General features: G+C 73.1%; 16 protein-coding genes and 2 pseudogenes. 5 read left to right on the top strand and 13 right to left on the bottom strand.

Annotation, left to right across the window (positions count from 1 at the left end; genetic code table 11):
* Positions 1–5: 5 nt before the first annotated feature.
* The 6 genes from HEQ75_RS11055 to HEQ75_RS11030 form a co-directional block, all read right to left on the bottom strand.
* The gene (locus HEQ75_RS11055; protein ID WP_168030331.1) at positions 6–995 is read right to left on the bottom strand and encodes a phosphate/phosphite/phosphonate ABC transporter substrate-binding protein; all 990 of its coding nucleotides are present in this window, start codon (positions 993–995) and stop codon (positions 6–8) included.
* A 28-nt stretch (positions 996–1,023) separates the two neighbouring features.
* A complete protein-coding gene (locus tag HEQ75_RS11050) occupies positions 1,024–3,315 on the bottom strand; it encodes a xanthine dehydrogenase family protein molybdopterin-binding subunit (RefSeq protein WP_168030329.1) in 2,292 nt (763 codons plus the stop codon).
* The gene (locus tag HEQ75_RS11045) at positions 3,312–3,785 is read right to left on the bottom strand and encodes a (2Fe-2S)-binding protein (RefSeq protein ID WP_168030327.1); all 474 of its coding nucleotides are present in this window, start codon (positions 3,783–3,785) and stop codon (positions 3,312–3,314) included. The genes HEQ75_RS11050 and HEQ75_RS11045 overlap by 4 nt, the downstream gene beginning before the upstream one ends.
* The gene (locus HEQ75_RS11040; RefSeq protein WP_168030325.1) at positions 3,782–4,630 is read right to left on the bottom strand and encodes an FAD binding domain-containing protein; all 849 of its coding nucleotides are present in this window, start codon (positions 4,628–4,630) and stop codon (positions 3,782–3,784) included. Before HEQ75_RS11040 ends, HEQ75_RS11045 begins: the two co-directional genes overlap by 4 nt.
* Entirely contained in the window at positions 4,627–6,444 is a 1,818-nt protein-coding gene (locus HEQ75_RS11035) for a thiamine pyrophosphate-binding protein (protein ID WP_235961499.1), read from the bottom strand. The genes HEQ75_RS11040 and HEQ75_RS11035 overlap by 4 nt, the downstream gene beginning before the upstream one ends.
* A gap of 66 nt (positions 6,445–6,510) precedes the next feature.
* Positions 6,511–7,371: a GntR family transcriptional regulator gene (locus HEQ75_RS11030; RefSeq protein ID WP_168030323.1), complete on the bottom strand. Its 861-nt coding sequence runs from the start codon at positions 7,369–7,371 to the stop codon at positions 6,511–6,513.
* Between the two features lie 189 nt (positions 7,372–7,560).
* Between HEQ75_RS11030 and HEQ75_RS11025 the strand changes: the two genes are divergently transcribed.
* Genes HEQ75_RS11025 through HEQ75_RS11015 form a run of 3 tightly spaced genes read left to right on the top strand, consistent with a single transcriptional unit; the run spans position 7,561 to position 11,356 of the window.
* Positions 7,561–9,210 carry a class I adenylate-forming enzyme family protein gene (locus HEQ75_RS11025; protein ID WP_168030321.1) on the top strand — a complete coding sequence of 550 codons (1,650 nt, stop codon included), beginning with the start codon at positions 7,561–7,563 and terminating at the stop codon, positions 9,208–9,210.
* Positions 9,207–10,193, top strand: a complete 987-nt coding sequence (locus HEQ75_RS11020; RefSeq protein WP_168030319.1) for an NADPH:quinone oxidoreductase family protein — start codon at positions 9,207–9,209, stop codon at positions 10,191–10,193. The genes HEQ75_RS11025 and HEQ75_RS11020 overlap by 4 nt, the downstream gene beginning before the upstream one ends.
* 17 nt (positions 10,194–10,210) lie before the next feature.
* Positions 10,211–11,356 carry a glutamate cyclase domain-containing protein gene (locus HEQ75_RS11015; RefSeq protein WP_168030317.1) on the top strand — a complete coding sequence of 382 codons (1,146 nt, stop codon included), beginning with the start codon at positions 10,211–10,213 and terminating at the stop codon, positions 11,354–11,356.
* On the opposite strand, the gene HEQ75_RS11010 is transcribed toward HEQ75_RS11015, so the two are convergent.
* The 7 genes and pseudogenes from HEQ75_RS11010 to HEQ75_RS10985 all read right to left on the bottom strand — a co-directional run bounded on the left by HEQ75_RS11010 (position 11,331) and on the right by HEQ75_RS10985 (position 18,296).
* Positions 11,331–12,182 (bottom strand): alpha/beta fold hydrolase, encoded by an 852-nt coding sequence (locus HEQ75_RS11010; RefSeq protein WP_168030315.1) that lies wholly within the window; start codon positions 12,180–12,182, stop codon positions 11,331–11,333. The two genes, HEQ75_RS11015 and HEQ75_RS11010, sit on opposite strands and share 26 nt — an antisense overlap.
* Positions 12,175–12,897, bottom strand: a complete 723-nt coding sequence (locus HEQ75_RS11005) for an ABC transporter ATP-binding protein (protein ID WP_168030312.1) — start codon at positions 12,895–12,897, stop codon at positions 12,175–12,177. The genes HEQ75_RS11010 and HEQ75_RS11005 overlap by 8 nt, the downstream gene beginning before the upstream one ends.
* A 234-nt stretch (positions 12,898–13,131) precedes the next feature.
* Positions 13,132–13,222, bottom strand: a pseudogene (locus tag HEQ75_RS29180) (ATP-binding cassette domain-containing protein); the annotation flags it as partial.
* A 330-nt stretch (positions 13,223–13,552) separates the two neighbouring features.
* Positions 13,553–13,819: pseudogene (locus tag HEQ75_RS29175) on the bottom strand (ATP-binding cassette domain-containing protein); the annotation flags it as partial.
* Complete coding sequence (locus HEQ75_RS10995) at positions 13,741–15,612, bottom strand: ABC transporter permease (RefSeq protein WP_168030308.1); 1,872 nt, start codon at positions 15,610–15,612, stop codon at positions 13,741–13,743. The pseudogene HEQ75_RS29175 and the gene HEQ75_RS10995, both read right to left, overlap by 79 nt.
* A gap of 16 nt (positions 15,613–15,628) precedes the next feature.
* Positions 15,629–16,768 carry an ABC transporter substrate-binding protein gene (locus tag HEQ75_RS10990; protein ID WP_168030306.1) on the bottom strand — a complete coding sequence of 380 codons (1,140 nt, stop codon included), beginning with the start codon at positions 16,766–16,768 and terminating at the stop codon, positions 15,629–15,631.
* Between the two features lie 112 nt (positions 16,769–16,880).
* Positions 16,881–18,296 carry an NAD(P)-binding domain-containing protein gene (locus HEQ75_RS10985; RefSeq protein ID WP_209318491.1) on the bottom strand — a complete coding sequence of 472 codons (1,416 nt, stop codon included), beginning with the start codon at positions 18,294–18,296 and terminating at the stop codon, positions 16,881–16,883.
* 247 nt (positions 18,297–18,543) lie between these two features.
* Here HEQ75_RS10985 and HEQ75_RS10980 point away from each other — a divergent pair, with 247 nt between their 5' ends.
* Positions 18,544–19,371, top strand: coding sequence for an ImuA family protein (locus HEQ75_RS10980; RefSeq protein WP_168030304.1), 828 nt, complete (start codon positions 18,544–18,546; stop codon positions 19,369–19,371).
* On the top strand, positions 19,368–19,808 hold a 441-nt coding region (locus HEQ75_RS10975), incomplete at its 3' end, for a Y-family DNA polymerase (protein WP_456237388.1). The genes HEQ75_RS10980 and HEQ75_RS10975, both read left to right, overlap by 4 nt.

Below are 19,808 nucleotides of genomic sequence, written 5' to 3'. Positions count from 1 at the left end.
TGCCATCAGACCTTGGCGAGATCGATGACGGAAGCCGGGAACAGGTCCTCCGCCGACAGCTGCCGGCGCGTCAGCCCCTGTTCCGCGGCGTAGCGCGTCATCGCCTGGATCACGGGCGCGTTCTTCCGCACGCCATAGGCCCAGAAATCCTCCCCCATCAGCGCGCGCGTGCGCGCCAATTCCTCCACCGCCCAGGGCAGCGTGGTGAACAGGTGGCCGATCTTCGCGAGATCGACGTAGCACAGCTGCTTGGCCTGCTCGAACGCCATGAAGACGTTCACCGGCAGCCAGGGATGCTGTTCCACCAGGCTGCGGCGGATGCCGACCAGATGCATGATCGGGAAGATGCCGGTGCGGCGGAAATAGGCTTCCTCCGCCGCGCGGTAGTCCGGGAACAGCCGCACCACCTGCGGATTGCGCCCGAAGCAGGACGGCGCGCGGGCGGTGATCAGCGCATCGATGCGGCCTTCGTCCAGCAGCGCGGACAGCGTCTCCTCGGCGCCGATCGCCTGCAACTCCACCTCCGCCGGCAGGTCCAGCGCCACCACCTGGCCACGCCCCGCCTCCTCCAGCCCGCCGCAGCGCCAGCGGAGATCGGTCGGGCGCACGCCGTACTCGTCCTGCAGGATGCCGCGCACCCACAGTGCCGCCGTCATCTGGTACTCCGGCACGCCGACCAGGCGGCCCCGCAGATCCTCCGGCCGCGCGATGCCGCGATCGGCGCGGATGTAGAGGGCGGAATGGCGGAACAGGCGGGAGGGAAAGACCGGAATCGGCACATAGGCGCAGCGCCCTTCGGCGATCTGCACCATGGTGCTCGACATCGAGAGTTCGGAGATGTCGAATTCCTGGTGGCGGAAGGCGCGGTGGAAGGCTTCCTCCGGCGACATCGGCACGGCGACAAGGTCGCAGCCCTCGACGCGCACGCGGCCATCGAACAAGGCCCGCGTGCGGTCATAGGCCGGGCAGGACAGGCTGAGCGTCAGGCGCTGCATCACGGCCTCCCCCGATGCGCCGCGCCCATCATGTGCCGAGCATCCGCAGCACGTCACGCGGCGTGATCGGCAGCGTCGTCACGAGGCCGCGCCCGCCCAGCGCGTCATCGACGGCCGACGCGATGGCCGCGCCCACGGCATTCGTGCCGCCCTCGCCCGCGCCCTTCACGCCGATCGGGTTCAGCGGGCTCGGCGCATCCTCCGTCACCAGCACATCGAGCGGCGGCATCTCCGCGATCGTCGGCATCAGGTAGTCGGCGAAGGTGGTGGAGAGCGGCTGGCCGCGCTCGTCGTAGCGGAACGCCTCGTACAGCGCGCCGCCGAGGCCCTGCGCGAAGCCGCCGACGATCTGCCCTTCCACCAGCATCGGGTTCACCGCGCGGCCGACATCATAGGCGCAGAGATAGTGTTCCACCTTCACCGTGCCGGTGCCGCGGTCGATCGCCACCTGGGCCATCTGCACGCCGTAGGGGTAGGTCATATGGTCGCTGTGGAACCAGCTTTCCACGGTCAGCCCCGGCGTGGCGCGTTCGCGCGACAGCGCGCTGCCGGGCGCGAGCGCGCGCGCCACCTCGCCCAGCGTCACGGAAGCGCCCCCTGCCCCCTCCGCGCGGCGCACCACGCCGGCCTCGATGGTGAGCGAGTCGGCCGGCGCCTGCAGCATCGCCGCCGCCGTGGCCTTCGCCAGCGCCGCCAGCGCCAGCCCCGCCTGGTGCGTGGCGGAGCCCGACATGACGGTGACGCGGGAGGCATGGGCGCCGCTGCCGAATTCGATGCGGTCCGTGCGCCCATGCAGCACGCGCACGCGGCGATACTCCACGCCCAGCGCCGCCGCGGCGATCTGCGCCAGCACCGTCTCCACCCCCTGCCCGACCGAGGCTGCACCGGTCACCAGTTCCACCGCGCCGGTCGCATCCACCGTCAGCCGCACGCCGTCGGAGGGGCCGAGCCCGCTTTTCTCCACGAAGAAGCCCAGGCCGAGGCCGACGCATTCCCCCGCCGCCCGGCGCCGCGCCACATCGGCCTGCCGCGCATCCCAGCCGAAGCGCGCCAGCGCCTTGTCCAGCAGCAGCGCGTAGTCGCCGGAATCCAGCACCACGTCGGTGCCCAGCGCATCCAGCGGCCGCGCATAGGGCATCTCCGCCACGCCGACGAAATTGCGCTGCCGCACCGCGAGGCGGTCGATGCCGCAGCGCGCGGCGATGGCATCCATCAGCCGCTCCCGCACGAAGCTGCCTTCGAACCGGCCGGGGGAGCGGTAGGTGGCGGCGGGCGTCTTGTTGGTCAGGCGGAAATGCCCGGCGACGCGATAGGCCGGCACGCGATAGGGGCCGAGCAGCAGGCCCGCGGACATGTCCGCGACGCGCGCGCCATGCGTGCGGATGTAGCCGCCCTGGTCGTGGAAGAAGACGTTGTCGATGCCGAGGATCTGGCCCTGTGCATCCACCGCGGCGCGGATGCGGTGGCGTTGTTCGCGCGAATGGTTGGTGGCGACCAGATGCTCGCGCCGGTCCTCGATCCACTTCACCGGCCGGCCGAGCCGCAGCGCCGCCAGGCAGACCAGCAGGTCCTCGGGGTACAATTCCCCGCGCACGCCGAAGCCGCCGCCGACATGGCCTTCGAACAGATGCACGGAGGACGGCGCGCGGCCCAGCAGGCGGGCGATCTCGTCGCGGTTCCAGTGCTGCTTCTTCGCCGTGCCGTGCAACTCCAGCACATCCATCGCCGCATCGTACCGCGCGATGGCGCCGCGGGTTTCCATCGGTACGCCGGAATGCCGGCCGATCGACAGGTCCAGCGCCACCACATGCGCGGCCTCGCGGAAGGCGGCGTCGACATCGCCATAGGCCTTGCGGACGATGGTGGGCTCGGTGTCCCGCGCGCCGTCGAAATCGCCGGGCGGCGCGGCGGCGTCCAGCAGCGCCGGCAGTTCCTCCAGATCCACCAGCACCAGATCCGCCGCGTCCTCGGCCATTGCCGCATCCTCGGCGAAGATCACCGCCACCGGCTCACCCACATAGCGCACGCGGTCGCGCGCCAGGATCGGCTGGCAATAGGGCTCCAGCCCGCGCACCTTGGTGGCGCGGAAGGGGATGGGCGGGACGCCTTGCACATCCGCGGCCGACCACGCCGCCACCACGCCGGGCAGCGCCAGGGCCGGCGCCACATCCACGGACAGCAGCCGCGCATGCGCCATCTCCGCGCGCACGACGCGCATGTGGAGCTGGCGCGGAAAGTCGATATCGGCGGCGAAGGCGCCCTGGCCGCGCACCAGCGGCGCATCCTCCAGCCGCGTCACGCTCTGGCCGAAGACGCTCATCGGGCCATCGCCGCGGCGGCGGCCTGCACCGCCTTCAGGATGTTGGCATAGCCGGTGCAGCGGCACAGGTTGGAGGACAGCCGGTGCACCATCTCGGCCTCCGGCATGTCCGGGTCTTCCTCCAGCATCGCGACGGCCAGCATCAGGAAGCCCGGCGTGCAGAAGCCGCATTGCAGCGCGTGGTGGTCGATGAAGGCCTGCTGCAGCGGGTGCAGCGTGGCGCCCTGGGCCAGGCCTTCCACGGTGCGGATCTCCGCCCCCTCCGCCTGCACCGCCAGCATCAGGCAGGCCCGCACCGGCACGCCGTCCAGCAGCACGGTGCAGGCGCCGCAGACGCCGTGCTCGCAGCCCAGATGCGTGCCGGTCAGGCCACAGCCATCGCGCAGCGCATCCGCCAGGCTGCGCCGCGCCGGCAGCTGGAGGCGGTGCGCGATGCCATTCACCCGCAGCGTGACGGCGTGCTCGCTCATGCGCAGGCCTGCAGCAGCGCGCGCTGCACCACCGTGCGCGTCAGGGCGCGGCGGTAGCCTTCATCCTCCATCGGCTGCGCCGCCTGCGCCACCGAATGCGCTGCCGCATCGATCAGCGCCGCATCGGGGATGGCGCCGCGCAGCATCGCTTCCGCCTGCGGGAAACGCCGCGGTGCCGGCTCCACGCCGCCCAGGCCGAGCCGAGCCTCCGTCACCCGGCCATCGGGGCCGCGGCGCAGCACGGCCAGCGCCATGGCCTGCGCGAAGTCGCCGGCGCGGCGGCTGACCTCCTCGAAGCCGAAGCGCGCATCCGCCGCCAGCAGCGGCAACTCCACCGCGCGCAACAACTCGTCCGGTTCCAGCGCCGTGTCCAGCAGGCCGCGCTGGAAGGCCGCGGCGGCGATGCGGCGGTCGCCGCGCAGCGAATGCGCCACCATCACTGCGTCCAGCACCGCCGCCACCAGCGGCCATTCGGCGGCCGGGTCGGCGTGGCACAGGCTGCCGCAGAAGGTGCCGCGCTGGCGGATCGGCCAATGCGCGATGTGCCGCGCCACCGCCGCCAGCAGCGCGCCCAGGGGGCCGGGCGCCGCCTCGCGCAGGAAGGCGGCGTGGCGCACCACCGCGCCGATGCGCAGCACGCCGTCCACGACCTCCAGCAGGTCGAGACCGGCGACGCGGTTGATGTCCACCAGATGCGGCGGGCGGGCGATGCGTAGCGCCATGGCCGGCAGCAGGCTCTGCCCGCCGGCCAGCACGCGGCCATCCTGCGGCGCGTATTCCGCCAGCAGCGCCGCGGCTTCGGCCAGCGTGGTCGGCGCGTGCCAGTGGAAGGGCGCGGGCTTCATGCCTTGGCCCCGCGCTGCATCATGCCGGCGGCGCTGCCGACCTCGTAGCCGGGGCGGATGCGCACATCCGCCACCACGAAATGCCCCGCCGCCACCTGGCGCAGCGCCTCCGCGAACAGGGCCGGCAGCGCCGCCGGGTCGCTCACCGGGCCGAGGCCCACCGCCCCCTGCGCCCGCGCCAGCCCGGCGATATCGAGGTCCGGGCCGGCAATGGCCTGGCCGATGCTGCGGTTTTCCACCGGCCGGCCGCGGGTGCGCGCGACGCGTTCCTGATGCAGCTCGTCGTTGAAGTTGGAGCGGTTGTTGGCCACCACGATCAGGCCGGGGATGCGGTAGCGCGCCGCGGTCCACAGCGCCGTCACGCCCATCATGAAGTCGCCGTCGCCCAGCACGGCCACGGGGATGCGCCCGCTGCCGCGCAGCGCCAGCGCCGCGCCCACCGCCAGCCCGGGGCCGGAGCCCAACCCCGCGCCGCCATCGCCGCCGAGGAAATCCATCGGCCCGGCGAAATCCCACAGCGGCCCGGACCAGGAGATGGTGACGCGCACCAGCGTCGCCGGCGCATCGCCGATGGCGCCCTGCAGTGCGGCGGCCAGTTCCGGCAGCCCGATCTCGCCATCCGGCGTCGGCCCCAGCGCCGCGCGCGGCACCGCCGGCGGCAGCGGCCTTGCCGGCAGGTCCGCCAGTTCCGCCAGCAGCGCGGCGACCGCCGCATCCGGCGCGCACAGCAGGTAGATATCGGCCGGCGGCAGGCCCTGGTGATCCATGGACCAGCCATTGTGCACCAGCTGGTCCAGCGAGGCGCGGATGATGCGCGCCGGCGGATCCTCCCCCGCCCAGACCAGCTTCAGCACGCCGGCCAGGTCGACGCAGTCCAGCGCCAGGATCACGTCGGCGCCGCGCAGCACCTGGATCATCTCCGGCGTCACGAAGCCGCTGGGCGGCGGGCCGTGCAACGGGTGCGCGGTGGGGAAGGCGCTGCCGGCCTTCAGGTCGGTCAGCACCGTGGCGCCGAGCTTCTCCACCAGCGCCACGCGGCGGTCCCAATCCGCCTTGTCGCGCGACAGCCGGCCCATCATCACCACGGGGCGCTGCGCGCCGCGCAGCAGGGCGGCGGCTTCCGCCACCAGGGCGGGCGCCGGCACGGGGGCGGGCGGGGCGCGGTAGCGCGCCACCGGCGGCACCGCCAGCGGCGCCGCCTCCGGCCGTTCCTGCAGCGACACGTCGAGGTTGATGTAGACCGGCCCCTGCGGCGCCGTGGTGGCGATCTGGTTGGCGCGCAGCAGGGATTCGACGGCGGCGGGGACGGAGGCCGGCTGGTCATCCCATTTGCAGAAATGGCGCACCAGCGCGCCCTGGTCCTGCGCGGTGTGGATCCAGTCGATCCACGGCCGGCGCTGCGCCGCATCCACCGGGCCGGTGGCACCCAGCACCAGCATCGGCACGCGGTCGCACCAGGCGTTGAAGATCGCCATGCTGCCATGCATCAGCCCGACATTGCTGTGCAGCACCACGGCCAGCGGCCGGCCCGTCACCTTCGCCCAGCCATGCGCGATGGAGACCGCATGTTCCTCATGCAGGCACAGCAGCATCTGCGGGTCGCGGTTGCCCAGGTGATTAACCAGGCTGTCATGCAGGCCGCGGAAGGAGGCGCCGGGGTTCAGCGGCACCCAGGGCACGCCCAGCGCCCGCAGCATGTCCGCCACCGCATCGCTGCCCCAGGCGCTGGCCGGCTGCGCCATGGGCAGAGGCCGGTCGAGCGCCTCCGCCCCATCATTGGGCAGGGCGGAGGGTGTCCTGCTGTCCGGCGGCATGCCCGATCCTGTGACCGTTCTGTCAATGTCCTGACAATAGGTCCGGGCGGGGCGCCGCCGTCAAGCCTACACCTGGGGGTCGGACCGGATCTCCGATTCGGCGGTGAACTGGAAGCGGTCGCCATGGAAGCGCACGAAGCCGCACAGCACCGGCGCGCCGGAGGCCAGGCGGTAGACATGTTCGCTTTCCAGCAGTGGCGTGCCGCGCTTGACGCCCAGCAGCCGGGCGATGCGCGCCTCCGCCGGGACGCTGCGCACGATCAGCCGCATGCGCTTCGGTGCCTCGCCCAGCGCCTGGCGCAGCAGCGTGTTGACCGGCTGGCGTTCCAGCATGCGGGACGTCACCCGTTCCGCCAGCGACGGCGGCAGGTAGCGCAGCTCATGGCCGAACACCTCCCCATCCAGCAGGCGCAGGCGCTCCACCACCTCCACCTCCGTCCCCGGGGGCAGGGAAAGCGCCGCCAGCACGGCGGGCGGCGCTGCCAGGCTCCGGCGGTCCAGAAGCTGGAAGGAGACGCGCTTGCGGGCGTTGCGCGCCTCATCCTCGAAGGCCAGGGACAGGTCGTGGTCCAGCCGGCGCGGCGCGACGAAGGTGCCGCGGCCGCGGCCGCGGGTGATCAGGCCCTGGCTGGCGAGCTGCGCCATGGCCTGGCGCACCGTCGGCCGGCTGATGCCGAAATGCGCCATGCATTCGCTTTCCGTGGGCAGCGACTGGCCCACCAGCGCATCCTGCCCCTGGCCGATCAGGGCGACGAAGCGTTCCGCCAGTTGCATGTACAGCGGCAGCGCATGGTTCGGATCCAGCGGCGCCACCCGGCGCAGCACGAAGGCGCGCGCCGTGCCACGGGTGCCGCCTGGACTGGCCGGGGTGATGGGCGCCGGCTGGGCCGTCTGGGGCCGCGTGGCCCTGCGGGCCGATGCTGTCACGTGCTTGCGGCTCCTGCTGCGGCAGGCTGCAATCTAGCCGCCGCGACGCGCCCGGGGAAGACGGTTGACAGCGGAGCGCAACGACGGGCGAAATGTCAGGATGTTTGTTGCCGGCCCGGCTCGCCACCGCGTTGCGTGCCGTGTTAAATCCCGCCATCCAGGATTTGCTCCGCAGGTACCCCCACCCTGATGATGCTCACCACGCTGACGCCGGACCGCCTGCGGCTGGGATACAATTCCGGCTTCTGGCGTGATGAAACCCTCTATGCGCTGGCGGCGTCCTGGGCCGCGCGCACGCCGGATGCCATCGCCATGCGCGACCGCCAGCGCGCCATCGGCTGGGCCGCGCTGGTCGCCGCCGCCGATGCGCTGGCCGCCGATTGGCGCGCCGCCGGGCTGCGCTCCGGCCAGCGCGTGGCGGTGTGGCTGCCCAGCCGGATCGAGACGCTGGTCGCGCTGCTGGCCTGTTCGCGCGATGGCCTGGTGTGCTGCCCCTCCCTGCACCGCGACCACACGGTGGGCGAGGTGGCGGAGCTGCTCGGCCGCATGCGCGCCGCGGCCCTGGTGGCGGAGGAAGGCTACGGTGCCGACGCCGCGCGGCACGACATCCTCGCCCGCGCCGCGGCGATGCCGGCGATGCGCCGCATCCACGCGCTGCCGCCGCTGCCGGCCGGCCGCCTGGATGCCTGGGCGGGACCGGCACTCGCCACCGCAGCGGCGGCGCCGCCGCGGGCGGAGCCCGATGGCGTGCGTTACCTGGCCTTCACCTCCGGCACCACGGCCGCGCCGAAGGGCGTGATGCACAGCGACAACACCGTGCTGGCCAATGCGCGGGCCATCCTGGCGGATTGGTCGCTGGGTGCTGCGGACGTGATCGCCACGCTCAGCCCGCTGAGCCACAATCTGGGCTTCGGCTGCATGGTGATGGCGGTGGAAGCGGGCTGCACGCTGGTGCTGCCGGACCTGGCGCGCGGCGCCTCCCTGCTCGACCGGCTGATGGATACCGGCACCACCTTCCTCGTCGGCGTGCCGACCCATGCGATCGACCTGCTGGCGGAGTTGAAGCGCCGCAACGCCACGCGCATCGGCGCGCTGCGCGGCTTCCGCATCTCCGGCGCCGCGGCGCCGCCGCAGGTGGTGGCCGACCTGCTGGCGCATGGCGTCACGCCGCAATCCGGCTACGGCATGACGGAGGCGTGCTCCACCCACTACACCCTGCCGGCCGACGACCCGGCGCTGATCACCGGCAGTTCCGGCCGCCCCGCCCCGGGCTACGAGATCCGCATCGTCAGCCGCGACGACCCCGACCAGGTGCTGCCGGCCGGCGAGACCGGGCAGATTGCCGGGCGCGGCACCAGCCTGATGCTGGGCTATTTCGACGACCAGGCGGCGACGGAGGACAGCTTCAACCGGGATGGCTGGTTCCTGACCGGCGACCTCGGCTGGATGGACGAAGCGGGCTACATCCGCATTACCGGCCGCAAGAAGGACGTGATCATCCGCGGCGGCCACAACATCTTCCCCGCGAAGATCGAGACGCTGGCCATGCAGCACCCGGCCATCGCCCGCGCCGCCGCCCTGCCGGTGCCGGATGCGCGACTGGGGGAGAAGGTGTGCCTGGCGTTCCAGCGCCGCCCGGGGCAGGAGGTGGCGGGCCAGGCGCTGCTCGCGCATCTCGATGCCGCGGGCCTGTCGCGCTACGACATGCCGGAGTATCTGCTGGACGTGGCGGAGATTCCGCTGACCGCCAGCGGCAAGATCCTGAAGCGCGCCGTGGCGGCGGAGGTGGAGGCCGGGCGGCTGGTGCCCACGCCCATCCGCTGGGCGGCCACGCCATGAAGGCGGCGCGGGTTTCGGCCTTCGGCGGGCCGGAGGCGGTGCAGATGGCGGCGCTGGACCGCCCGCAGCCCGGACCGGGGGAGGTGCTGGTCCGCGTGCAGGCGGTCTCGGTCAACTATGTCGACCTCGTCGTCATCGCCGGGCGCTACCAGTTCCTGCCGAAGCTGCCCTTCACCCCCGGCAAGGGGCCGGCTGGCACCATCGCGGCGCTGGGCGAGGGCGTCACCGGCTGGGCGGTGGGCGACCGCGTGCTGGCGATGGCGGAGATCGGCAGCTATGCGGAGTACACGCCGGCGCCGGCCAACCAATGCTACCGCCTGCCGGACGCCATGCCCTTCACCGAGGCCGCCGCCTTGGCGCTGGCCTATGACACCGCCTGGTTCGCGCTGCGCGAACGCGCCCGCTTCCAACCGGGCGAGACGGTGCTGGTGCTGGGCGCCACCGGCGCGGTGGGGCTGGCCGCCGTGGCGCTGGCCCGCGCGCTGGGCGGGCGCGTGCTGGCCGGCGTCTCCTCCCCCGCCAAGGCGCAGCTGGCGCTGGATGCCGGGGCGGAGGCGATCATCGACCTCTCGGCCCCCGACATCCGCGAAAGCCTGCGCGCGCAGGTGCGGGATGCGACGGGCGGCGGCGCGGCGGACATCGTCATCGACCCGCTGGGCGACGTGTATTTCGAGGCCGCGCTGCGCGCGCTGGCCTGGCGCGGCCGCCTGGTGGTGGTGGGCTTCGCCGCCGGCGCCATCCCCTCGGTGAAGGCGAACTACCTGCTGGTGAAGAACATCGAGGTCAGCGGCCTGCAGATCAGCGACTACCGCAAGCGCGTGCCGCAGGACGTCGCCGCCTGCTTCGCCGAGATTTTCTCCCTGTATGAGCGCGGCCTGGTGACGCCCGCCCCCGCCACCGTCATGCCGCTGGAGCAGGTTTCCCAGGCGCTGGCCCTGCTGCGCGACCGCGCCGTGGCCGGACGAATCGTGCTGACCCCCTGAAGAAGCGAGCGCCCCGCATGGAACCGGATTTCGAGCTGTGCCAGGTGGTGGGGGAATCGGCCGACCGGCTGGTCTCCGCCCAGGTCTTCATGTCCGGCGGCGGCGCCGACATCACCACGCGCAACATCACCAAGGAATTGTACGAGGCCGCGCGCGCGCTGCAGGGCGCGCCGCTGTCCTTCCTCGCCGCGCAGGCGCTGGTGCAGCGCGTGGCGCCGCGCGACGTGGTGCTGATCTGCGCCGGCTTCTTCGACCCGCCGGCGATGATCTCGGAAGCGGATGGGCCGGTCGGTGCCGCGCTGCTGGCGCGCAGCCTGGCGGTGGCGCTGGACGCCACGCCGGTGATCCTGACGGAGGTGACGAACATCCCGCGGATGGAAGCGCTGCTGCGCGCCACCGGGCTGGATGTCATCGGGCTCGACATGGCCGTCACCACGCCCTTCAAGGCCGCCATCCTGCCGCTGCCGATCGACCCCGCCCGCGCGGCGGCGGAAGCCCTGCGCTGCTTCGACGCCACCGGCGCCAAGGCGATGGTGAGCATCGAGAAGCCGGCGCCCAATGCCGCCGGCACCACCCATACCGGCCCGGGGCTGAACGTCACCGACGTCGTCGGCAAGGTGGAGTTGTATGTGGCCGAAGCGCGCCGCCGCGGCGTGCTGACCATCGGCATCGGCGATGGCGGCAACGAGGTCGGCATGGGCCGCATCCCGGAGGCGGTGCGCGACGTGGTGCCCACCGGCAGGCTGATCGGCACCTGCGTGGAGACCGACATCCTGGTGGTCGCGACCATCGCCAACTGGGGCAGCTACGCCATCGAGGCGTGCCTCGCCGCCGCGCTGCACCTGCCGGAGGCCCTGCATTCGCTGGAGGTGGAACGCCGCGTGGCGGATGCGGCGTCCCGCGCCGGCTTCATCGACCCGACCTCCGGCATGGCGCATGGCTGGGTGGACGGCACGCCGCCGATCGCCGGCGAATCCATCCTGGAACTGCTGCGCTGCATGGTTGAGCTGCGGCTGGACCGCAAGCGGCGGCCGCACGGCATGTCCGGCTTCGGCCGCCGCTGGCAGGAAACCGGCAAGGCCGAGGCCACCGTCGCGCTCTGGGCCCGCCACCTGGCGGCGGAGGAAGCGGCCTTCTTCAACCCGCCTTCAGCCGGCGGGTGAAGGCGGCGAGGTCGGCGTCGAAGCGCGCCGGAGCCTCGAGGAAGGGGGCGTGGCCAACGCCCTCATACAGCGTCAGCTCGGCGCCCGGCAGCAGGCCGGCGATGTGCCGGCCGGCGGCGGGCAGCAGCACCCGGTCCTGCGCGCCATGGATCACCAGCGCCGGCACGCTGAGCCGCGGCAGCAGGTCGTCATGGTCCACCTGCCAGCCCATCATGGCGCGGCGCACGAAGGGCGGCGTCATGCCGTTGGTCAAATCCATCAGCCGTTGCAGCTCGGCCGGCAGCGGGGTGGCGGTGCAGGCGGCGATGAAGGCCAGCGTGCCGGCCACCGCCGCCGCCATGTCGTCCGACGCCATCGCCGCCTGGATCGGCCCGGTATCGCCGCGCAGCCGCGCCGCATCCGGCACACCGGCCTTGCTGGTGGCGCCGACGAAGACCAGCCCGCCGAGGTGCTGCGTGCCGTGCCGCCGCGCCACCGCGCCCAGGATCCGCCCGCCGAAGGACCAGCCGGCCAGCACCGGGCGATCCAGCCCGCAGGCCGCGATCACCGCCGCCACGTCATCCGCCCAGAGATCCGGCGACTGGTAGGCCGCCGGGTCCGCCGGCTTGTCGGAAAGCCCGTGCCCGCGCAGGTCGAAGGCCACCAGCCGGAAGTCGCGCGCCAGGGCGCCGGTGAACTGCCGCGTCCAGCACAGCGCGGCCTGGGAGAAGCCGTGGATGAACAGGATCGGCGGCCCCTCCGGGTTGCCGCCTTCGGCCACCGCCAGCCGCACGCCGCCCGCGCCTTCGACGAAGCGCGTGACGGCACCGCCCATCAGGTCAGCCACCGAGATAGGCCTTGCGCAATTCCGGATCCCCCGCCAGTTCCGCCGCCGCACCCTGTACCACGATGGCGCCGTTGCGCAGCACATAGGCGCGGTCCGCCAGTTGCAGCGCCATGTTGGCGTTCTGCTCCACCATCAGGATGGTCAGCCCCGCCGCCTTCCAGCGCGCCAGCACGTCATACACATGATCCACGAACAACGGCGAGAGGCCCATGGAAGGCTCGTCGATGCAAAGCAGCCGCGGCCGCCGCATCCAGGCGCGCGCCATGGCCAGCATCTGCTGCTCGCCGCCCGAAAGCGTGCCGGCCGCCTGGCGCCGGCGTTCGGCCAGGCGCGGGAACAGCCCGAAGGCTTCCTCCAGCGCCGCCGCCAGGGCGGCCGGCGGGTCGCCGCGGCGGGCATAGGCGCCGAGGCGGAGATTCTCCTCCACCGTCATCTCGGCGAAGACGCGCCGCCCCTCGGGGATGGAGGCGACGCCGCGGGCGATGACCTGGTGCGTGCCCAGCCCGTCGATCCGCTGGCCCTCCAGCAGGATGCGCCCCTGGCGTGGCTGCACCAGGCCCAGCGCCGCCTTCACCGTGGTGGATTTGCCGCTGGCATTGCCCCCCAGCACCGCCACCACCTCTCCCGCGCCGACAGTGACGGAAACGCCGAACAGCGCCTGCACCGGGCCGTAGAAGACATCGATCGCCTCGATCGACAGGAAGGGATCAGCCATGCGCGTGGCTCGTCGCGGCGCGGCCCAGATAGGCGGTGACGACGCGCGGATCGGCCAGCGCCGCCGCCGGCGTCGCATCCACCAGCACGCTGCCATGGTTCATGACGATGACGCGGGTGGCCAGCTGGCGCACCACCTGCAGCTTGTGCTCGATCATCACGATGGTCAGCGCCGGGCGCGCGGCGTGCAGCTGCGCGATCAGCTCGGCCAGCTCGCCGGTCTCGGTCGGGTTCATGCCCGCCGTGGGTTCGTCCAGCAGCAGCAGGTCGGGCTCCGCCACCAGGGCGCGGGCGATCTCCAGCCGCCGGCGGTTGGCGTAGGACAGGCTGAAGGCCGGCTGGTCGCGGCGCGGCCACAGCCGGTCGCCGAACAGCTGCAGCGTCGCCGCCGCCCGCGCCTCCAGCGCCCGGCGCCGGGCGGCGTAGCGCGGCAGGCCGAACAGCACGGCGGCGGCTTCCGCCAGCACACCGAAGGCAGGTGGCTTTGGACCGCCGAAGGCGGGGGGCTGCCGCCCGCCACCGATCAGCGCCACCTGGGTGCCGACCAGCACGCTTTCCATCACCGTCAGGCCGGGGAAGATGCGGCTGGTCTGGAAGCTGCGCGCCACGCCCAGCGCGCTGATCGCTTCCGGCGCCAGGCGCGTGATCTCCCGCGCCCCCAGCCGGATATGCCCGGCATCGGGGCGCACGAAGCCGGTGATGAGCTGCACCAGCGTGGATTTGCCGGCGCCGTTCGGCCCGACGATGGCCAGCAGCTGCCCGCCCGGCACGGTGAAGGAGACATCGTCGGTGGCGACCAGCCCGCCGAAGCGGCGCGTCACGCCCTTCAGCGCCAGCGCCGCCGTCACTTCACGCCCCCCAGCCCCTGCGGCCGGAAGCGCAGCAGCGCCAGCAGCACCAGGCCGTAGACGATCATCCGCCATTCGTCGAAGGCGCGCAGCGCTTCCGGCAGCAGCGCCAGCAGCACCCCGGCCAGCACGGCGCCGGCGATGTTGCCCATGCCGCCCAGCACCACCATGGCGATCAGCACGATGGAGGTTTCCAGGAGGAAGGAATCCGGGCTGACGAAGGCCTGCAGCCAGGCGAATTGCGCGCCCGCCAGCCCGGCGATGAGGCCGGAGGTGGCGGCCACCAGCACCAGGTAGCGCAGCACCGGCACGCCGGCGGCATGGGCGGCGGGCCGATCCTCCCGGATCGCGCGCCAGGTGCGGCCGATGGGCGATTCGAGCAGCCGGTGCGCCACCAGGTAGCACAGCGCCAGCAGCCCCAGCGCCAGCCAGTATTGCCGGTCCAGCGGCTGCATCGACAGCCCGAACAGGCTGCCGCGCGGGATGCCGGCGATGCCCATCGGGCCGCGCGTCAGCTCGATCCAGTTCAGGAAGAGCAGGTATCCCACCTGCCCCACCGCCAGGGTGGCCAGCGCCACCGCATGGCCGGTCAGGCGGATCGCCGGCAGCGTGGCCAGCGCCGCCATCGCCGCCGTGCCGAAGGCCGCCGCCGGCAGGATGGCGGCCGGCGGCCAGCCATGGTTGCGCGCCAGGATGGCGCAGACATAGGCGCCGAAGCCGAACAGCGCGGCATGGCCGATGGAGATCACGCCGGCCGAGCCGGACAGCAGCGTCAGGCTCAGCGCCAGCATGGCGAACACCGCGCAGCCGGCCGCCACCTGCACCACATAGGCGGAGCCGATGGCCGGGACCAGCGCGGCCAGGGCGATGACGGCCAGCACCATCCAGGGCTTCGGCTGCAGCACCCGGTTGCGGGTGCGCGCCGTGGCGCCGCCCAGGCTGGCGATGATGGAGGTGGTGGGGATGGCGCCCGACGCTCCGGCGACGCCGCCCAGCGCCTCCAGCCTGCCGGTGCCAAGCAGGCCCTGCGGGCGGACCATCAGCACCAGCAGCAGCAGCGAATAGGCGATCAGGTCGCGCGAGCCCTCGCCGACATAGCCGCTGGCGAGATTCTCGAAGATGCCGAGCAGGAAGCCGCCCAGCACGGCGCCGGGAATGCTGGCCAGCCCGCCCAGCAGCGCCGCGGCGAAGCCCTTGATGCCGAAGGGCACGCCCATCTGCGGAAAGACGGATTGGTAGTACATCGCCACCAGAATGCCGGCGAGCGCGCCCAGCGCCCCGGCCAGGCCGAAGGCCACCTGGCGCATCAGCGCCACGTCGATGCCCATCTGCGCCGCCGCTTCCGGGTCCTGCGCCGTGGCGCGCAGCGCCCGCCCGGTCCAGGACCGCGACAGGAACAGCATCAGCCCGCCCATCACCGCCAGCGCGACGAGGAAGGTGGCGATGTCCACGCCGGTGAGGAAGGCGCCGCCGACGAAGACGACGAAGGATTGCAGCGGGCTGGGGAAGGGCTGCGATTCGGCGGACCAGATCAGCTCCGCCCCCGCATCGGCGATGACCGCCAGCGCCAGCGTGGACAGCAGCGGCGCGATGGCCGGCGCGTTGCGCAGCGGCCGCAGCGCCAGCCGTTCCACCAGCATCCCCACCGCCGCGGTGGCGGCGATGGACAGCAGCCCCGCCACCACGATCGGCAACCCCCACTGGATCAGCGTGAAGGCGAAGAAGGCGCCCAGCATCAGCAGCGCGCCCTGCGCGAAGTTGATCAGGTTCGCCACGCCGAAGACCAGCGAGAAGCCCAGCGCGATCAGCGCATAGACCGAGCCGATCACCAGCCCGTTCAGCAACTGGCTGAGGAACAGCTCGATCATGCGAAGCGGAAATCCGTCAGGTGTAGAGCTGGTAGCTGCCGTTGCGCACCACCAGCAGCGTCATCGGCTTGCGCGGCGTGCCGTTGACGAATTCGGTGACGCCGGTGGCGCCCTGGTAGGGCGGCAGCGCATCGATCGCATCGCGCAGGGCTTCGCGCGTCAGCGGCCGGCCGGCGGCCAGCAGCGCCTTGGCGCCTTCCGCGGCGATGGCGATGGCATCATAGGCGAAGGCCGCCCACTGGTCCGGCTCCCGCCCGTATTTCGCCTTGTAGCCTTCGGTGAAGGTGGCCTTGGACGGGTCGGAGGGGAAGAAATAGGTGGTGCAGACCAGCCCTTCCGCCGCCGCACCGGCCAGACGCAGGAATTCCGGGTTGTACAGCGGGTCCGCGCCGCCGACCGGCACGTCGATGCCGGCCTGGCGCAGCTGCTGCATGAACACGGCGGATGGCGCGTAGTGGCTGGCGATGAAGATGCCGTCGGCGCGCGCCGCGCGGATCTTGGTGATCATGGCGCGGAAGTCGCGCGCCTGCTGGGTCATTGCCTCGGACAGGATGACCTCGCCGCCGCGCTTCTCGATCTCCGCCTTGGTCGCCTGGGCGACGAAGATGCCCCAGTCATCCTGGAAATAGGGCAGCGCGATGCGCTTCGTGCGCAGGCGGTTGACCATCAATTCGGCATTCAGCTCCGCCACGATGTCCTGCGTGTTGGGCATGCGGAACTGGTAGGGGCTGATCTTGGTGTAGTCGGGGTGGGAGGAGGTGGGGCTGACCTGCGGCATCTTCGCCTGCGCGAAGACCTGCCCCGCGGCCATCGAGGATGTGCTGGTGAAGCTGCCGATCGCGGCCACCACCTCGGCATCCGCCACATAGCGCTGGGCGATGTTGGTGGATTGCAGCGGGTCGCCGCGATCATCCTGGAAATCCACCACAAGCCGGCGCCCGGCGATGCCGCCGGTGGCGTTGGCCTGTTCCAGGAACAGCTCCCCGGCCTCGCGGAAGCGCTGGCCATTGGCGGCGAACTGGCCGGTGAAGGGGCCGAAGAAGCCGAACTTCACCGTGCCTGCCTGCGCCGCCACGCGCTGCGGCAGCAGCGCCACGGCGCCTGCCCCCAGTCCGATCCCGGCAATCCCCTGCATCACGCTGCGGCGTTGGATCATGGCATGCACCCCTTGGCGAAAGTGGCGGGAGCTTACGCGGCGATCTCTCCCCGGCAAGCCAGATGCGGTATGGGAGAAGCTTCGCAGCAAGCCTCGTGCCAGAGGCGCGACATCATGCCACCGCCAGCGCCGCGGGGGGAATTTCGTCGCCCAGCAGCTCCGGCTCCGCATAGGCGCGAATCGCCGCGAGATGCGCCGCGCGGTCTTCCAGGAACAGGGCGCGGGCGATCGCCTCCCCCAGCCGGCGTCCGCCATCGCCGACGCCGGGGATGTCGCCGCTGACCAGGCCGAGGCTGGCCATGGCGCCGATGTTGAAGGCATGGAGGCGCGCCAGCCAGGGCGCCGTGCCGGGGGTGCGCTCCGTCAGCTCGAAGCCCGGGCCGAGATGCGGGTAGGTGGCGAATTCGCCGAGCTGCGCCGCCGGCCGCCCCGCCGCGGCCCAGGCATCGGACCACAGCCGGACATGCGGCGCGACGGGCGCCAGTTCCGGCCGCCGCGCCAGGTCGATGGCGAAGCCGGTGCCGAGGATCAGCATGGCGGCGCGCAGCGTGCCGCCGGGCAGGTGCAGCGTCACCCCCGCCGCATCCTCCGCCACCGCCCGCACCGGGGTGGCCAGGTGCAGGCGGAAGCCGGCATGGCGCACCAGCCGCAGCACGGATTCGCGCGGCGGCGCCACGGATCCCTCGAAGGCCGCCTGCAGCACGGCCAGCCGCCCGGCATCGTCGAGCCCGGGCAGCCCATGGGTGAAGCCGGCATGGACCATGGATTTGAAGCGGTTCAGCACCGGCAGGGCGGGGCGGCGCACCAGCAGGTGGACCTCCGCCGCGCCGGCCTCCAGCGCCATCGCCGCATTGTCCACCGCCGAGGCGCTGGCGCCGACCACCGCCACCACCTGCCCGGCGAGCGCGGCGAAATCCACCGCATCGCGGCTGTGGCGGATGCGCGGGCCGGGGGTGGCGGGCGCCCAATCCGGCCAGCGCGGGCCGCCCAGCCCGTCGCGCCCGGTGGCCAGCACCACATGGCGCGCCAGCAGCGTGCCCTCGCGGTCCGTCTCCACCGCGATCAGCCCCCCGGGACCGGGGCCGATCCGGGTGGCGCGGATCTCGTTGGTCACCGGCAGGGCCAGCACGCGGCGCAGCCAGATGAGGTAGTCCATCCATAGGGGGCGCGGGATCTTGCCCAGCGCCTGCCAGCCTGCCTCGCCGAACTGGGCGGTGTGCCAGGCACGGAAGGTCAGGGCCGGGATGTCCTGCGCCGGGCCGACCAGGTGCTTGGGGGAGCGCAGGGTCTGCATGCGGGCATAGGTCACCCAGGGACCTTCCTGCCCCGCCGGCGCCGCATCCAGCAGCCGGTGGCGCAGGATGCCCAGGCGCTGCAGGGTGAAGCCGGCGGTGATCCCCAGCATGCCGGCGCCCAGCACCAGCACGTCCAGCGCGCCATCCGGGCGGGGCGGCACCCAATTGGCCGGCGGCAGGTTCAGCAGCGCGAAATCCTGGCGCAGGCGGGCTTCGAGGGCGTCGAGGGACAAGCGGCGTGCTCCGATGCGTCCGTCTGCGATGTCAGACCCTGCGCGGCGCAGCAAGACCCGTGCCGGTGGGATGGGCTGGGCAGGGGCGCGATTTTTTCGCGCACCGAGGGCGGGGCCGACAGGCCATGAGTCTCAACGCCCTGCCGGCCGCGGCGCAGGTGGGGCGGCAGGGAGGGGCGCCAGGCGGCGGACTCTCGCCTGCCTCTTGTTCTTGATTTGTTCGGGTAGCTCGGCCATCGTCGGCGCGATGCCGCAGCCCCTCCCCCCACCCGATCCGGCGCCGCTCGACCAGCCCGCCCTGCTCGCCGCCTTGCGCGCCCGGGTGGCACGGCTGGAAGGCACCGGCCGCGCCCGGCACGGCCTGGCGCCGGTGCCGGTCTGCGACGGGCTGGACCTGCCCGGCGGCGGGCTGGCGCGGGCGGCGATGCATGAGGTCGCGGCCAGCACCCCCGGCAGCGCCGCCGCCTTCTGCGCCGTGCTGCTGGCGCGCAGCGGCGGCACCGTGCTGTGGATCGCCGCCGGGGCGCCATCGCTGCAGGCCTGGCCGCCCGGCCTGGCCCGCTGTGGCCTGGCGCCGGCCAATCTGGTGCTGGTGCGGGCGGAAGCCTGGGCGGATGCGCTGTGGGCGATGGAGGAAGCGCTGCGCTGCCCGGCGGTGACCGGCGCGCTGCTTGCCCCGCCCTGGGACGGCGCGCCGGCGCGGCTGGACCTGACGGCGACGCGCCGCCTGCAACTGGCGGCGGAGACCGGCGGCGCGCTCGGCCTGCTGCTGCGCCCGGACCTGTCCAGCCAAGGCCTGCCCGGCCCCGATCCCAGCGCCGCCAGCACCAGCTGGCGGGTGGAGCCGCTGCCCTCGGCCGGGGCCGGCCATGGGCTGGGCGATCCGCGCTGGCAGCTGGAATTGCTGCGCGCCCGCGGCGGCCGCCCCGGCGGCCCCTGGGCGGTGACCTGGCGCGCCGCCTCCGGCGCCATGGAACTGGAAGCCGGGGAGCAGGAGGAGCAGGTGGAGACGGAGGAGGCCCCGAGGCCGGCGCCGCCACGGCGCGGCAGGCGCCAACGGATGCTGCGGGGATGAGCCCGCGCCGCTTCCTCGCGCTGCACCTGGCGGACCTGCCGACGGCACGGCTGCGCCGGGGCGGCCTGCTCGCCACGCCGCTGGCCACCTGGGTGGCGGTGGGCAACCGGCGCCTGCTGGCCTCGGTGGATGCCGCCGCCGCCGCCCGCGGCCTCGCCCCCGGCCAGGCCCTGGCCGATGCCCAGGCCATCGCACCCGACCTCACCCTGCATCCGGCGGCACCGGATGCCGATGCCGCGGCGCTGCGCGACCTGGCGCTCTGGGCCCGGCGCTACACGCCGCTCGCCGCCACGGACCCGCCGGAGGGGCTGGTCCTCGACATCACCGGCTGCGACCACCTGTTCGGCGGGGAGGCCGCGCTGCTGGCCGATGCGCTGGCCCGGCTGCGCCGCGCCGGGCTGGCCGCGCAGGGCGCCGTGGCCGGGGCGGCGGCCACC

The sequence above is a fragment of the Falsiroseomonas selenitidurans genome (assembly GCF_012103215.1).
GTDB lineage: Bacteria > Pseudomonadota > Alphaproteobacteria > Acetobacterales > Acetobacteraceae > Falsiroseomonas > Falsiroseomonas selenitidurans.
Note: the sequence above shows the minus strand (reverse complement) of the source record. Positions and strands in the feature narration are given on the sequence as shown.